At 63.3% G+C, this 14336-nt stretch carries 13 protein-coding genes and 3 tRNA genes; 7 read left to right on the top strand and 9 right to left on the bottom strand.

Annotated elements, in window-relative coordinates; all coding sequences use genetic code 11:
• Positions 1–41: 41 nt before the first annotated feature.
• The 3 genes from JNA92_RS02705 to JNA92_RS02695 all read right to left on the bottom strand — a co-directional run bounded on the left by JNA92_RS02705 (position 42) and on the right by JNA92_RS02695 (position 375).
• Positions 42–126: transfer RNA gene (locus tag JNA92_RS02705), tRNA-Leu, on the bottom strand.
• Positions 127–180: 54 nt separating this feature from the next.
• Positions 181–256 (bottom strand) — tRNA-His (locus JNA92_RS02700).
• Between the two features lie 42 nt (positions 257–298).
• Positions 299–375, bottom strand: a tRNA-Arg gene (locus JNA92_RS02695).
• Between the two features lie 259 nt (positions 376–634).
• Between JNA92_RS02695 and folD the strand changes: the two genes are divergently transcribed.
• Positions 635–1489 (top strand): bifunctional methylenetetrahydrofolate dehydrogenase/methenyltetrahydrofolate cyclohydrolase FolD, encoded by an 855-nt coding sequence (gene folD, locus JNA92_RS02690; RefSeq protein ID WP_241803223.1) that lies wholly within the window; start codon positions 635–637, stop codon positions 1487–1489.
• Positions 1490–1587: 98 nt separating this feature from the next.
• On the opposite strand, the gene JNA92_RS02685 is transcribed toward folD, so the two are convergent.
• From JNA92_RS02685 to JNA92_RS02660, 6 genes are read right to left on the bottom strand one after another with little or no spacing between them, the layout of a single operon-like run.
• Positions 1588–3327 (bottom strand): ABC transporter substrate-binding protein, encoded by a 1740-nt coding sequence (locus JNA92_RS02685; RefSeq protein ID WP_241803222.1) that lies wholly within the window; start codon positions 3325–3327, stop codon positions 1588–1590.
• 38 nt (positions 3328–3365) lie between these two features.
• Positions 3366–3638, bottom strand: a complete 273-nt coding sequence (locus JNA92_RS02680) for a DUF2160 domain-containing protein (RefSeq protein WP_241803221.1) — start codon at positions 3636–3638, stop codon at positions 3366–3368.
• Between the two features lie 12 nt (positions 3639–3650).
• Positions 3651–4451: a carbohydrate ABC transporter permease gene (locus tag JNA92_RS02675; protein WP_241803220.1), complete on the bottom strand. Its 801-nt coding sequence runs from the start codon at positions 4449–4451 to the stop codon at positions 3651–3653.
• A gap of 3 nt (positions 4452–4454) precedes the next feature.
• Positions 4455–5318, bottom strand: coding sequence for a carbohydrate ABC transporter permease (locus JNA92_RS02670; protein WP_241803219.1), 864 nt, complete (start codon positions 5316–5318; stop codon positions 4455–4457).
• A complete protein-coding gene (locus tag JNA92_RS02665; RefSeq protein WP_241803218.1) occupies positions 5315–6412 on the bottom strand; it encodes an ABC transporter ATP-binding protein in 1098 nt (365 codons plus the stop codon). Before JNA92_RS02665 ends, JNA92_RS02670 begins: the two co-directional genes overlap by 4 nt.
• The gene (locus tag JNA92_RS02660) at positions 6412–7506 is read right to left on the bottom strand and encodes an ABC transporter ATP-binding protein (RefSeq protein WP_241803217.1); all 1095 of its coding nucleotides are present in this window, start codon (positions 7504–7506) and stop codon (positions 6412–6414) included. The genes JNA92_RS02665 and JNA92_RS02660 overlap by 1 nt, the downstream gene beginning before the upstream one ends.
• Positions 7507–7729: 223 nt before the next feature.
• Between JNA92_RS02660 and JNA92_RS02655 the strand changes: the two genes are divergently transcribed.
• The 6 genes from JNA92_RS02655 to JNA92_RS02630 all read left to right on the top strand — a co-directional run bounded on the left by JNA92_RS02655 (position 7730) and on the right by JNA92_RS02630 (position 14328).
• On the top strand, positions 7730–9487 hold the full coding sequence (locus tag JNA92_RS02655; RefSeq protein ID WP_241803216.1) for a sigma-54-dependent Fis family transcriptional regulator: 1758 nt from the start codon (positions 7730–7732) through the stop codon (positions 9485–9487).
• Between the two features lie 143 nt (positions 9488–9630).
• Entirely contained in the window at positions 9631–10695 is a 1065-nt protein-coding gene (locus tag JNA92_RS02650) for an ornithine cyclodeaminase (RefSeq protein WP_241803215.1), read from the top strand.
• Between the two features lie 105 nt (positions 10696–10800).
• Positions 10801–11286: an Lrp/AsnC family transcriptional regulator gene (locus tag JNA92_RS02645; RefSeq protein ID WP_241803214.1), complete on the top strand. Its 486-nt coding sequence runs from the start codon at positions 10801–10803 to the stop codon at positions 11284–11286.
• Positions 11287–11573: 287 nt separating this feature from the next.
• Positions 11574–12884, top strand: a complete 1311-nt coding sequence (locus tag JNA92_RS02640; protein ID WP_241803213.1) for a C4-dicarboxylate transporter DctA — start codon at positions 11574–11576, stop codon at positions 12882–12884.
• Between the two features lie 42 nt (positions 12885–12926).
• On the top strand, positions 12927–13631 hold the full coding sequence (locus JNA92_RS02635; RefSeq protein ID WP_241803212.1) for a FadR/GntR family transcriptional regulator: 705 nt from the start codon (positions 12927–12929) through the stop codon (positions 13629–13631).
• A gap of 16 nt (positions 13632–13647) precedes the next feature.
• Entirely contained in the window at positions 13648–14328 is a 681-nt protein-coding gene (locus JNA92_RS02630; protein ID WP_241803211.1) for a GntR family transcriptional regulator, read from the top strand.
• Positions 14329–14336: the final 8 nt, after the last annotated feature.

Here is a 14336-nt window from a genome sequence, read left to right as displayed (position 1 = left end):
CGTGAGGCTTTCAGGAATTCGGGGAGATTTTTTCTAATTCGTGGTGCGGACGAAGAGACTCGAACTCTTACAGCTTGCGCCGCTGGAACCTAAATCCAGTGTGTCTACCAATTTCACCACGTCCGCATAACGCTTAAAACAAAGGCGCCAGATCAACAATCAAGGCGCCTCTGAAGAATATGGGGTGGACGATGGGAATCGAACCCACGACAACCGGAATCACAATCCGGCGCTCTACCAACTGAGCTACGCCCACCATATCGCTTTACTGCCTTACTTGCTTGCCCAAGCTGCCTAATGGCGCACCCGGCAGGACTCGAACCTGCGACCATCCGCTTAGAAGGCGGATGCTCTATCCAGCTGAGCTACGGGCGCATAAGCGTAAAGCCTAACCGAATGAGCAATATAAAAACCACTCATTCTGCCCGACTTCGCCAACCAGTGCTAGGCTGTGCCCGACAAGTGCGGCGAATCTTATAGGCGACCCGTATAAGCGTCAACACCTTTCTATAAAAAATTTAAATTATTTAAGGGGTTAGGGGATTTGCCCGACCACCCGCCTTTGCCCTCGGGCCGTGTCGTGCGAGAATGCGCCCTCTTTATTGTTCCTTTCTCGATGGTTAATCACGCGTCTATGACTGCACACCTAATCGATGGCAAGGCGATCGCCGCCAACCTGCGCAAGCAGATCGCTCAACGTGTCGTGGAGCGTCGCCAGCAAGGCCTGCGCACGCCGGGCCTGGCGGTGATCCTGGTCGGTACCGACCCCGCCTCCCAAGTCTATGTCTCGCACAAGCGCAAGGACTGCGAAGAGGTCGGCTTCATTTCGCAGGCCTTCGACCTGCCCAGCGAAACCACGCAGCAAGCCCTGACCGAGCTGATCGACCGCCTCAACGACGACCCGGCAGTGGACGGCATTCTGCTGCAATTGCCGCTGCCGGCGCACCTGGATGCATCGCTGTTGCTCGAGCGTATCCGCCCGGACAAAGACGTCGATGGCTTCCACCCGTACAACATCGGCCGCCTGGCCCAGCGTATTCCGTTGCTGCGCCCGTGCACCCCCAAAGGCATCATGACCCTGCTCGAAAGCACAGGTCAGGACCTGTACGGCATGGACGCCGTAATCGTCGGCGCTTCCAACATCGTGGGCCGCCCGATGGCCATGGAGTTGCTGCTGGCCGGCTGCACCGTGACCGTCTGCCACCGCTTCACCAAGGACCTGGCCGGTCATGTCGGCCGCGCCGACCTGGTGGTCGTGGCTGCAGGCAAGCCTGGGCTGGTCAAGGGTGAGTGGGTGAAGGAAGGCGCCATCGTCATCGACGTGGGCATCAACCGCCAGGAAGACGGCAAGCTGGTCGGCGATGTGGTCTACGAGACCGCCCTGCCCCGCGCCGGCTGGATCACGCCGGTGCCGGGCGGCGTCGGCCCGATGACCCGGGCCTGCCTGCTGGAAAACACGCTGTATGCGGCAGAAGAGCTGCATAAGTAAGTTGGCCTGCATGAAAACGGCACCTCTGGCAGGTGCCGTTTTTTTTGCCTTGGATTTCTCACGTTGCCGGCGATGTATCGGCTTCGGCCTCTAGCCGGTCACTTGCGCGCCGCCTCCCACGATTTCAGCAGCTCGTCATAGCTGACCGTCTCGCCCTTGGGCTTCTCGTTGGCCAGTTTCGGTTTTGGCGCCCCTGGCTGGTCGAACCAGTACTGTGCGTCTTTTTCCGGGTTCAGCTTAGGCGCGCAGGTGGCCTGGGCATTGGACCGCTGCAACCGCTCCATCATGCGATCCTGATCCCGGGCCAAGCCATCCAGCGCCTCTTGCGGCGTTTTCTCGCCACTGGCCACTTCGGCGATATGGCTCCACCACAGTTGAGCCAGGCGAGGATAGTCCGGCACATTGGTACCGGTCGGGGTCCACTGCACCCGCGCCGGGCTGCGATAGAACTCCACCAGCCCGCCAAGCTTGGGCGCAAGGTCGGTCATGGCCTGGGAGTTGATATCCGATTCGCGGATAGGCGTCAGGCCAACGATGGTCTTTTTCAACGACACCGTCTTGGAGGTGACGAACTGGGCGTACAGCCAAGCGGCCAGGCGCTGCTTCTCGGGGGTGGACTTGAAGAAGGTCCAGGAGCCGGTGTCCTGATAGCCCAGCTTCATTCCCTCCTCCCAGTAAGGCCCCTTGGGCGAGGGCGCCATGCGCCATTTCGGGGTGCCGTCGGCATTGACCACCGGCAGCCCCGGCTTGGTCATGTCGGCGGTAAAGGCGGTGTACCAGAAAATCTGCTGAGCGATGTTGCCTTGCGCCGGCACCGGGCCGGCCTCGGAGAAGGTCATGCCTTGCGCCTCCTTGGGCGCATAGGCGCGCATCCAGTCGACATACTTCTGCGTGGCATAGACGGCCGCCGGCCCGTTGGTGTCGCCGCCGCGGGTCACACTGGAGCCCACCGGGTGGCAATCCTCCACGCGGATGCCCCACTCGTCCACGGGCAAGCCATTGGGCAGGCCTTTGTCGCCGCCGCCGGCCATGGAGAACCAGGCATCGGTGAAGCGCCACCCGAGTGAAGGGTCCTTCTTGCCGTAATCCATGTGACCATAAACGCGCTTGCCGTCGATTTCCTTGACGTCCTCGGTGAAGAACTTGGCGATGTCTTCATAGGCCGACCAGTTCACCGGCACGCCCAGTTCATAACCATACTTTTCCTTGAACCTGGCCTTGAGCTCGGGCCGCTCGAACCAGTCAGCGCGGAACCAGTACAGGTTGGCGAACTGCTGGTCGGGCAACTGATAAACCTTGCCATCCGGCGCGGTGGTGAACGAAATGCCGATGAAGTCCTTGAGGTCCAGGGTCGGCGAGGTGTAGGCCTTGCCTTCGTTGGCCATCATGTCAGTGATCGACTCCACCTTGCCGTAGCGAAAATGCGTCCCAATCAGGTCAGAGTCGTTGACCCAGCCGTCGTAGATGTTCTTGTCCGACTGCATCTGCGTCTGCAGCTTCTCCACCACGTCGCCTTCCTGCAGCAGGTCGTGGGTCAGCTGGATCCCGGTGATCTCGCTGAAGGCCTTGGCCAGCACCTTGGACTCGTACTCATGGGTGGTGATGGTTTCCGACACGACATTGATCTTCATCCCCCGAAACGGCTCGGCGGCCTTGATGAACCACTTGAGCTCTGCCAACTGCTGCTCCGGCGTCAGGGTCGACGGTTTGAACTCGCTGGCGATCCACTTCGATGCCGCATCCTCATACTGATCGGCCCACGCCGCACTCGGTACACCGGCCAATACCAGCAACGCGGCCAGGGTCAAATGTCGCCGGTTATGTTTGTCATGGAACATTGTGATCTCCCGATTGAGTTATTCCCCGGAGCCGTCGCTCAGCCCCAGCGCAGCACCACCACGAGCCAGCCCAGCGACAGCAGCGAGGCCACCCATAAAGGCCAGTCGCTGACCCCGACTACCAACAAGTGCAGGTAGGCGCTGACCAACAGGCCGATGAACAACCGGTCGCCACGGCTGGTGACGATCGGCAGGAAGCCACGCCGTTCCACACAAGGGCGGCGCAGCTCGAACAGGGTCATGCACACCAGCAGAACGCCCACAGCGGCGAAGAACAGCGCGGTGGGCAAGGTCCAGGCCATCCACTCCATGCGTTGCCCTCCTCACACCCGGCCCAGGGCAAAGCCCTTGGCCACATGGTTGCGAACGAACCAGATCACCAGCATGCCCGGCAGGATGGTCAGCACCCCTGCCGCCGCCAGCACGCCCCAGTCGATGCCCGAAGCAGACACCGTGCGGGTCATCACGGCAGCGATCGGCTTGGCGTTCACCGACGTCAGGGTGCGCGCCAGCAACAGTTCGACCCAGGAAAACATGAAGCAGAAAAACGCCGTCACGCCGATGCCGGAACCGATAAGCGGGATGAAGATCTTCAAGAAGAAACGCGGGAAGCTGTAGCCATCGATGTAGGCGGTTTCATCGATCTCCTTCGGCACGCCCGACATGAACCCCTCGAGAATCCACACCGCCAGCGGCACGTTGAACAGGCAGTGGGCCAGGGCCACGGCAATGTGGGTGTCGAACAGACCGATGGACGAATAAAGCTGAAAGAACGGCAGCAGAAACACCGCAGGCGGCGCCATGCGGTTGGTCAGCAACCAGAAGAACAGGTGGCGGTCACCGAGAAAACGGTAGCGTGAGAACGCATAAGCCGCCGGCAACGCCACCAGCAGCGAAATCAGTGTGTTGAGGCACACGTAGTACAGCGAATTGATGTAGCCGCTGTACCAGCTGGCATCGGTGAAGATCACCCGGTAGTTGTCGAGGGTGAACGCCTGCGGCCATAGGGTGAGGCCACCGAGAATCTCGGTGTTGCTCTTGAACGACATGTTCAGCAGCCAGTAGATCGGCACCAGCAGGAAGAAGAAGTACAGCAGCAGGGCCAGCGTCTTGCGTGTGCTCATGGCCTAGTCCTTGTCGGCGTGGGTCATGGCGGTATAGAACAGCCATGACACCAGCAGGATGATCAGGAAATACACCAGCGAAAACGCGGCCGCCGGGCCCAGGTCGAATTGCCCGACCGCCATGCGTGTCAGGGTCTGACTCAGGAAGGTCGTGGCGTTACCCGGCCCGCCACCGGTCAGCACGAACGGCTCGGTGTAGATCATGAAACTGTCCATGAAGCGCAGCATCACCGCGATCAGCAGCACGTTCTTGAGCTTGGGCAACTGTATGTGCCGGAACACGGCCCAGCCCGAAGCCCGGTCGATGCGCGCGGCCTGGTAATACACGTCGGGTATGGCCCGCAGCCCCGAGTAGCACAGCAATGCCACCAGCGATGTCCAGTGCCAGACATCCATCACCAGCACGGTGAGCCAGGCGTCGAACGGGTCGCCGGCATAGTTGTAGCTGACGCCAAGCTTGGCCAGCGTGGCCCCGAGCAGGCCGATATCGGCGCGGCCAAAGATCTGCCAGATGGTGCCGACCACGTTCCAGGGGATCAGCAGCGGGATGGCCATGACGATCAGGCACACCGAGGCCAGGCGCCCCTTGGTCGGCATGGTCAGGGCAATGGCGATGCCCAGCGGGATTTCGATCAGCAGCACACAGGCGGAATAGATGAACTGGCGCAGCAAGGCATCGTGCAATACCGGGTCGCGCAACACCTGGCGGTACCAGTCGGCGCCGACGAAGTAGCGGCTTGACTGGTCGAAAATGTCCTGCACCGAATAGTTGACGACCGTCATCATCGGCATCACGGCGCTGAAAGCCACCAGCAGGAACACCGGCAGCACCAGCCACCAGGCCTTATTGTTGGGCACCTTGTTCATGGCACAGCCTCCAGCAGCACATCGTCGACGTACAGCAGCAGCCACTGCATCGGCAGGCCGACCCAGGCGTGCGCCGCCGGCACCGGGCGATCTTCTGCCAGGCGCGCCTTGAGCGACACGCCGCCGAGCACGAGAGTGACGATGCGATAGGTGCCCAGGTCCTCGACATCCAGCACGCTGGCAGGCAGGGCCCCATCGAATGGGGCGTCCCACAGTTGCACGAACTCCGGGCGTATACCCACTTGCAGGCGCCCGGCGTTCGTCGCAGCAAGGCGTTCGCGCAGCCCGTCGGGCAGGGCCAGGTGCACATCGCCGAACGCGACCCCGCCCGCGTCGGCGCGCACGTCGATCAGGTTCATCCCCGGGCTGCCGATGAAGTAGCCGACAAAGGTATGCCGTGGCCGCTCGAACAGCTCACGCGGGGTACCGAACTGGACAATGCGCCCGCCATGCATCACCGCGATCTTGTCGGCGAAGGTCGAAGCCTCCAGTTGATCGTGGGTCACGTAGATCATGGTGATGTTGAACTGCTCATGGATCTGCTTGAGCTTGCGCCGCAACTTCCATTTCAGGTGCGGGTCGATCACCGTCAACGGCTCGTCGAAAAGAATCGCCGAGACGTCATCGCGCACCAGGCCACGGCCCATGGAGACTTTCTGCTTCTCGTCGGCGCTGAGGTTGCGCGCCTTTTTCTTCAGCACCGCGCCCAGGTCGAGTACTTCGGCGATCTCTTCGACCCGCGTGCGCACCCTGCCCTCGTCCAGGCCCTGGTTGCGCAGCGGGAACGCCAGGTTGTCGAACACCGTCATGGTGTCGTACACCACCGGGAACTGAAACACCTGGGCAATGTTGCGCTGCTGCGGTGAAAGGTCATTGACCGACTTGCCGTCGAACAGCACCTGGCCATGGGAAGGCGTGAGCAGCCCCGAGATGATGTTCAGCAACGTCGACTTGCCACACCCGGAAGGCCCGAGCAACGCATAGGCACCGCCCTGCTCCCACACGTGCTCCAGTTGATGCAGCGCGTAATCGCCCTCGCCGGCGGGTTGTCGGCTGTAGCTGTGCGCCAGTTGGTGCAGGCGGATTTCGGCCATCAGGCGCTCCTTGCCTGGCGCAGGCCCGGTGCCTGTACCAGTGCTCCGGCGCTGTCGAAGACGAACAGCTTGTGGGTGGGTATGAAGATCCGGATCGGCGTATCCACCTGATACTCGTGCACCCCCGGCAGATGCAGGACCATCCGCCAATGCTCGTTGCGCACGTGCAGGAATGTCTCGGAACCGCTGATCTCGGCCAGTCCCACCCGCACCGCCAGCTCCAGGTCATCGTCATGGGCCGGCACCAGGGTGATGTGGCTGGGGCGCACCCCAAAGCGGTAGTCGCCGTCGCCCAGGCTGCGCAGGTCGACATTGCGGGCGAAGTGCACGGCCTGGGCCAGGCTCACCTCATTGCCGCTGATACGCCCCGGCACCAGGTTGATCGGCGGTTCGCTGAACAGCTCGGCGGCCAGCACGCTGCCGGGCCGCTGGTAGACCTCGGCCGTGGGCCCGCTCTGCACGATCCGCCCATCGTGCACCAAGGTAGTGGTGCCCCCCAGCGCCAGCGCTTCGTTGGGCTCGGTGGTGGCATACACGGCAATGCAGTTGCGCGCGGCGAACAGCTCGCGCAGCTCTTGTCGCAGCCCTTCGCGCAGCTTGTAGTCGAGGTTGACCAGCGGTTCATCGAACAGAATCAGCCCGGCATCCTTGACCAGCGCCCTGGCCATCGCCGTGCGTTGCTGCTGGCCACCAGAAAGCTCCAGCGGCAAGCGTTGCAGGTAGGTCTCGATGCGTAGCATCTCGGCTGTTTCCTGCACCCGCCTACGGATCTGGGGCTCGGCCATGCGCGCCTGACGCAGGGGCGAGGCGATGTTTTCGTAGACACTCAGGGTCGGGTAATTGATGAACTGTTGATACACCATCGACACGTTGCGCCGGCGCACCGGCACACCCGTGACATCCTCACCGGCCATCAGCACGCGGCCACGGTCAGGGCGGTCCAGCCCGGCCATCAGGCGCATCAGGCTGGTCTTGCCGGCCAAGGTCCGGCCGAGCAGCACGTTGAACGAGCCAGGCTCGAAATGCACCGACGCGTCGATGATCCAGGGCTGGTTATCGACGCTGCGGCTGACCTGTTCCAGCACCAGGGACATGGCAGGACCTTGTTATTGTGGTTGTCCGGCACAGATAGCCAGTTCCGTGCCAGTTCCCTCGCGCCGCTCTGGTCTGGGCCCCAGGCGGTGGCAGCAGGCCAGCCGCAATTCACAACTGAACACTTTCGCTGAACACCTGAACAGTGGCGGGTTTGACAATGAACAACGGTGGACGACACTCAACAGCGGTCGGCTGATAACAACAATCACACAGGACAGGCCCATGGCCACCGCCCCTTCGCCCCATGCCCAACTGATCCAGGCCTCCTGGGCGCGCTGCCGTGATCACGGCCTGCAGCCACAGAGCGCACCCGACTTCGATTGCCTGACCCGGGCCGAACTCAGCGCCCTGCTGGAGCGGCGCCAGGCCCTGTTGCACCACACCCGCGATGCCGTGCTGCCGCAGTACACGCACCTGCTGGGCAATGCCAGCTACCTGGTGATGCTCGCCGACGCCAGCGGCTGCCTGCTCCAGACCTGGGGCTCGCGCCGCTTCGTCTGCCCCCAGCACCAGCACGGCTTCAGTGCCGGCGCCCACTGGCACGAACGGGGCGTGGGCACCAATGCACTGGGCACCGCGCTGGTCTGCGCCGAGCCCGTCCATGTCGGCCAGGACGAACACTACCTGCGCCAGAACCGCTACATGTCCAGCGCCGCCACCCCGCTGTACGATGCCCAGCGGCAACTGGTCGGGGTGCTCGACGTGGCCAGCGACGGCTACCTGCCCGCCTCCCAGACCCTCGGCCTGGTGCGCATGATGGGCCAGAGCCTGGAGAACCGCCTGATCCTTGCGCAGCATGCCGAACAGCACGCCCAGTTGTTGTTCAACAGCGCTTGCGACAACCTCGACAGCCCCTGGGCCGGGCTGCTGGTGTTCGATGAACGTGGCCAGGTGCTCGCCGCCAATCATCGAGCCGATAGCCTGCTGGGCGGCAACCCGCTGCAGCAGAACGTCGAGCAACTGTTCCAGATCCCCTTGTGCCAGTTGCTTGCCCACCCCCAGCAGCAGCCATTCGCCTTGCAGGCAGCCGGGCGCAACCGCTTGCACTGCCAGTGGCAGGCACCGCGGCAAAGCACCCCACGCTCAACGCTTGGCAATGGCGACCCCCGCATGGAAAAGGCCCTGGCCCAGGCCAGGCTGATGCTGGAAAAAGACATCCCGTTGCTGGTTCAGGGTGAAACCGGCGTCGGCAAGGAAGTCTTCGTCCAGACCCTGCACCGCGCCAGCAGCCGTGCCCGCCAGCCGTTGATCGCGGTCAACTGTGCGGCGATCCCGGCAGACCTGGTGGAATCGGAGCTGTTCGGTTACGACAAAGGCGCCTTCACCGGCGCTCATCACAAGGGCAACCCCGGGCTGATCCGCAAGGCCAACCAGGGCATCCTGTTCCTCGACGAAATCGGCGACATGCCGCTGCCGACCCAGGCCCGCCTGCTGCGCGTGCTGCAGTCGCGCAGCATTCAACCCCTGGGCAGCGGCGAACCGGTAGCGGTGGATATCCGCGTCGTCTCTGCAAGCAATCGGGACCTGGCCGAAGAGGTGCGTGCAGGGCGCTTTCGGCAAGACCTCTACTACCGCATCGCGGCGATGGCAGTCGTGTTGCCGGCGCTGCGCGAGCGCACTGACCGGCGAGCGTTGATCGAACACATCCACGCACGTTATCGCGACCCTCAGCAACCCCAGTGCCTGGGGCTGCCCATCCTCGATCTGCTCGACCGGCACCCGTGGCCAGGCAATGTGCGCGAGCTGGTGAGTGTGATGCAGGTTGCGCTGGCGTTGGCAGGTGATGGGCCGGTCAGTGTCGAGCATCTGCCTGGCGGCTTTCTGGCTGAAGCGCATGAGCGCCCGGTGTCGAGCGGCGGCAGTGAGCATGAAGCAGACCTGCACAGCCTGCTGAAACGTGCCAATGGCAACCTCTCGGCCGTGGCGCGGGGCCTGGGGATCAGCCGGACGACACTGTACAAGCGCCTGCGCGAGCAATGACCGGAGGCCGGCAGCCGATTCGGCTGCCGGCGCCCCGAAGTCAGCCGCACCCGCTGCGCGCAACGCCTCATTCAGCCGGCATTTCCCCCCTGCGCGCCCGACAATATCCCTACAGCCCAACCCGCACGTTGCAGGGAGATGCCATGACCCGCTTCATCGATGTGCAAGACCTCGCCCGCCTGGTCAACCGCAAAGGCCTGGCCACCTGCCTGGTGGAGATGGCCGAGTACATCCGTCAGGACTACCTGCGCTGGCACGATTTCGAGAAGTGCCCGCGCCTGGCCAACCCTTCCACGGACGGCGTGATCGAACTGATGCCCGTTTCCGACGCTGGCCGGTATGCCTTCAAGTATGTCAACGGTCACCCAAAGAACACCCGCCTCGGCCTGCCCACGGTGATGGCCTTCGGCGCCCTGAGCGACGTCGGCTCCGGCGCGCCGCTGCTGCTCAGCGAGATGACCCTGACCACAGCGATGCGTACTGCCGCCACCTCGGCCCTGGCCGCCCGCTACCTGGCGCGTGAAGACAGCCGCAGCATGGCGCTGATCGGCAACGGCTCGCAAAGCGAATTCCAGGCCATCGCCTTCAAGATGCTGCTGGGCATCGACGAGATCCGCCTGTATGACATCGACCCTGCAGCCACCGCGAAGCTGGTGGCCAACCTGGCAGGCCGCCCCGGGCTCAAGGTGATCGTCGCCCATAGCGTCGCTGAAGCCGTGCGCGGTGCCGATATCGTCACCACGGTCACGGCGGACAAGACGTATGCGACCATCCTCACACCGGACATGATCGAACCGGGCATGCACCTGAATGCCGTGGGCGGCGACTGCCCGGGCAAGACCGAGCTGCACCGGCACATCGTCGAACGGGCCCGGGTGATCGTTGAGTACGAGCCGCAAACCCGGGTCGAAGGCGAAATCCAGCAGATGCCGGCCGATTCGCCGGTCTTCGCATTCTGGCAAGTGGTCGCAGGCCTTGTGCCGGGCCGTGAAAACGCCGGCCAGGTGACCCTGTTCGATTCGGTAGGTTTCGCACTGGAAGATTATTCGGCGCTGCGCTATGTGCTCGATACCGCGCTCGCGTTGGGGATTGGCCAGGAGATCGGGCTGGTGCCGATGCTGGAAAACCCCAAGGACTTGTATGCACTGCTGCAGCCTCGCGTAGTGGCGGCCCGCTCAGTGCACCGGGCCGACAGCGCCTGCGCCTGACGGAGCTTGGGCTGCAGGGCAGCCCACTCGCCAGCGCGTGAGGACGATCCCCCGATAAACGCCTAACCTGTTCATGCCCCCGCTTTCAACAAAGAAGCACCGCGCATGGACACCAAGGACGCCACCTCTGCCCCGCTGGACCGCATCGACCAAGCCATCATCGACATACTGCGCGTCGACGGTCGCATCACCTTCGAAAAACTCTCCACCCTGGTCCACCTTACGCCGCGCCCGTGCCTGGAACGGGTACGCAAGCTGGAACGGCGTGGCGTGATCCGCGGTTACGGCGCAATCATCGACCTGCAGAAAGTCGCACCAGGGCTATCGCTGCTGGTGCTCGTCGCCCTGTCCAACCTGAGCGGGCGGTCCTCGCAAAAGGCGTTCGAGGCAACGATGCTGGCCTGCCCTGACGTTCATGAATGCCAACTGATCAGCGGCCATTTCGACTACAGCCTACGCGTGCGCTGTCGGGACATGGAGCACTACCGGGTGCTGAGCGAAAGCTGGATGAACGACGGCGCCCTGCACATCGATAAGCTCGTGGCACACCCTGAACTGGCGTCGGTCAAAAGCAGCGCCCCGCAGCCCTGAACGGGCAGAAGTTGGCAGGCAGCTTGCTAACACCCCCTCAGGTATTGGCAATTGCCGGCCACGGCGCATCCTCTCAATCGGCAGCACGCACCGAACTAGAGCCTGGCAAGCCGAAATGCCCCACAACTGGTCAGACCGGTAAGGCCAAAAACCCTTGCATATTCGGATTTTTCGCGCTTTTATGACCTCGCGCTGAACAAACCGGTAAGACCACAAAAATAAATAAGTCCTGCGCTCTTTCGCCCCGTGCGGCACCGAAGCAAGGACACCGATCAGAGATCACTCCCATGCTCAAATGGTGCTCGCGTTCGATCTTCCTGCAAGTCGTGCTCGGCCTTGCCCTTGGCATCGCCTGCGGCCTCAGCTTCCCCGACCTTTCCCTGCAGCTCAAGCCTCTAGGCGATGGCTTCATCAAGCTGATCAAGATGCTTATCGGCCTGATCGTCTTCTGCGTGGTGGTCAGCGGCATTTCCGGTGCCGGCGACCTGAAGAAAGTCGGGCGCATCGGCCTCAAATCGGTGATCTACTTTGAAGTGCTGACCACCATCGCCCTGGTGATCGGCCTGGTGTTCGCCTTCAGCAGCGGTATCGGCAGCGGCGCCAATATCCACCTGGATCAGCTCTCTGCTGCCGACGCCAACGGCCTGGCCGAACGCGGCCAGCATATCCATGGCGCCACCGCGTTCTTCATGGACCTGATCCCCACGTCGGTGGTAGGCGCCTTCGCCGACAACAACATCCTTCAAGTCTTGCTGTTCTCGGTACTGTTCGGCAGTGCTTTGAACCTGGTGGGTGACTCGGCCGCCGGCATTTCGCGGTTGATCAACGAACTCAGCCACGTGATTTTCCGCATCATGGGCATGATCGTGCGCCTGGCGCCGATCGGTGTCTTTGGCGCCATCGCCTTCACGACCAGCAAATATGGCCTGGAGTCGCTGCAGCACCTGGGTGGCCTGGTGGCGTTGTTCTACCTGACCTGCGCGGGCTTCGTACTGATTATCCTGGGCACCGTGATGCGCCTTTCCGGCCTGAAACTGCTGCCGTTCATCAAATACCTGCGTGAAGAGCTGACCATCGTGCTTGGCACCGCCTCCTCCGATGCAGTCCTGCCGCAGATCATGCGCAAGCTCGAGCACCTGGGCATTGGCAGCTCCACCGTTGGCCTGGTGATCCCGACCGGCTATTCGTTCAACCTCGACGGCTTCTCCATCTACCTGACCCTGGCCATCGTGTTCATCGCCAACGCCACGGGCACCCCCTTGGAGATGACCGACCTGCTGACCATCCTGCTGGTGTCGCTGGTGACGTCCAAAGGCGCTCACGGCATCCCAGGCTCGGCGCTGGTGATCCTTGCCGCCACCCTCACCGCCGTGCCGGCGATCCCGGTGGTCGGCCTGGTGCTGGTGCTGGCAGTGGACTGGTTCATGGGCATTGGCCGGGCGCTGACCAACCTGATCGGCAACTGCGTGGCCACCGTGGCCATCGCCCGCTGGGAAAAAGACATCGATCTGGAACGTGCGCAGAATGTGCTTGATGGCAAACCCGGCTTTGCCCATGCCCCACGCAAGCAGCCCAACGCCCATCAACAGGAATTCTGAGCCCACGTGGCCGGCGTTGACGCCGGCCCTCAGGAGAAAACCGTGATCAGCTCATCGACCGTCGTCAACTCAGTGGTGGAAAAACTGCGCCAAGCACTGGCCCGCGGCCAGTGGCGCTCCGGCGACATGCTGCCCGGCCAGCGCGAACTGGCCGAACAATTGGGCATCAGCCGCCCCAGCCTGCGCGAAGCGGTGACCGTGCTGGAGACCCTCGGCCTGGTGCGCTCTATGCCGGGCAAGGGCGTGCTGGTGCTCGATGCCGAACCTGCCGTGCTGGAACCAGGCGTCGACAGCAGCGCCGCGGCCAGCCTGGCCGATGTCCTGGAGCTGCGCTACACCCTCGAACCCTTCATCGTCGGCCTGGTGGCGCAATCGGCCAACAGTCAGGACATCGGCCAGCTCCGCCTGATCCTGATGGACATGCGCGAAGCGCTGGATGCCGATGACAGCGATGCCGGGGCCAAGGCCTACATCGCCTTCCACGAGGCACTGTTCGCGCTGACCACCAACCCGATTTTCCAGAGCGTGGTACAGCAGACCGGCAATGCCCTCAAGCAAAGCGCCGACATGCTGCGCAACTCACCCGAACACCTTGCTGCGCGGCTCAAGGAAAACGAAGCCGTGGTCCGCGCCATTCGCGAGCGCAACAGCGCCCAGGCCAGCGCCCAGATGCGCCAGCACATCCTCGCCGAAGGGCAGCGCATGGGCATCGAACTGAACATCCCGGATGAGCATCCGCGCCAATGACCCCAGGAGAGCGACCATGACCGCCTGCGCCCAAGCCGCCCCCCACCTGCCTGCCCTGCTCGCCGCCGGCGAAACCCGGCTGTCGGCCGAGCAGATCTACCCCCGCCTGTTCGACGCGATTCTCGAGCAGCGCCTGCCGCCCGGCAGCCTGCTGCCCGAGCAGGCACTGGGTAACGCCTTCGGCGTCAGCCGCACGGTAATTCGCCGGGTGCTGGGGCGCCTCTCGGACCAGCAGGTGGTGGTGCAGCGCCCAAGCCACACCGCGCACCTGGCCGCCCCCGACCCGTACCAGGCGCGCCAGGTACTGAGCGCCCGCCGCCTGGCCGAAACCACCCTGATCAGCCTGGCGGCGCAACGCGCGCGGCCGGCGCAGATCCGCCAATTGCGTTCGCTGGTGGAGCGTGAGCGCCAGCACCACGAACGTGGCGAACGTTGTGCAGCGATCCGCCTGGGCGGCGAGTTCCACCTCAAGCTTGCCCAGGTGGCCGCCAACGCACCGCTGGCACGCTTTCTCAACGGCCTGGTGCCGATGACGTCACTGATCATCGCCCACTACGAATCACCCTGCTGCGAGCACTGTGCCTGGCAAGAGCACGCAGCGATCATCGATGCCGTGGAGGCCGGTAACGCTGCAGCGGCGCTTGCGCTGATGGGCGAGCACCTGGACCGCCTGGAAGAAAAACTAGACCTTGCCTGACAGGACGC

It is taken from the genome of Pseudomonas putida (genome assembly GCF_022627325.1).
Classification (GTDB): Bacteria; Pseudomonadota; Gammaproteobacteria; order Pseudomonadales; family Pseudomonadaceae; genus Aquipseudomonas; species Aquipseudomonas putida_X.
The sequence above is the reverse complement of the archived record's forward strand: the minus strand, read 5'-3'. Positions and strand labels throughout refer to the sequence as shown.

Bases quoted from the DNA above. Each gene is read 5' to 3' on its own strand.
- JNA92_RS02685 (WP_241803222.1), bottom strand. From the start codon at position 3,327: ATGTTCCATGACAAACATAACCGGCGACATTTGACCCTGGCCGCGTTG.
- JNA92_RS02680 (WP_241803221.1), bottom strand. From the start codon at position 3,638: ATGGAGTGGATGGCCTGGACCTTGCCCACCGCGCTGTTCTTCGCCGCT.
- JNA92_RS02645 (WP_241803214.1), top strand. From the start codon at position 10,801: ATGGACACCAAGGACGCCACCTCTGCCCCGCTGGACCGCATCGACCAA.
- JNA92_RS02640 (WP_241803213.1), top strand. From the start codon at position 11,574: ATGCTCAAATGGTGCTCGCGTTCGATCTTCCTGCAAGTCGTGCTCGGC.
- JNA92_RS02675 (WP_241803220.1), bottom strand. From the start codon at position 4,451: ATGAGCACACGCAAGACGCTGGCCCTGCTGCTGTACTTCTTCTTCCTG.
- JNA92_RS02665 (WP_241803218.1), bottom strand. From the start codon at position 6,412: ATGGCCGAAATCCGCCTGCACCAACTGGCGCACAGCTACAGCCGACAA.
- folD (WP_241803223.1), top strand. From the start codon at position 635: ATGACTGCACACCTAATCGATGGCAAGGCGATCGCCGCCAACCTGCGC.
- JNA92_RS02630 (WP_241803211.1), top strand. From the start codon at position 13,648: ATGACCGCCTGCGCCCAAGCCGCCCCCCACCTGCCTGCCCTGCTCGCC.
- JNA92_RS02655 (WP_241803216.1), top strand. From the start codon at position 7,730: ATGGCCACCGCCCCTTCGCCCCATGCCCAACTGATCCAGGCCTCCTGG.
- JNA92_RS02660 (WP_241803217.1), bottom strand. From the start codon at position 7,506: ATGTCCCTGGTGCTGGAACAGGTCAGCCGCAGCGTCGATAACCAGCCC.
- JNA92_RS02670 (WP_241803219.1), bottom strand. From the start codon at position 5,318: ATGAACAAGGTGCCCAACAATAAGGCCTGGTGGCTGGTGCTGCCGGTG.
- JNA92_RS02650 (WP_241803215.1), top strand. From the start codon at position 9,631: ATGACCCGCTTCATCGATGTGCAAGACCTCGCCCGCCTGGTCAACCGC.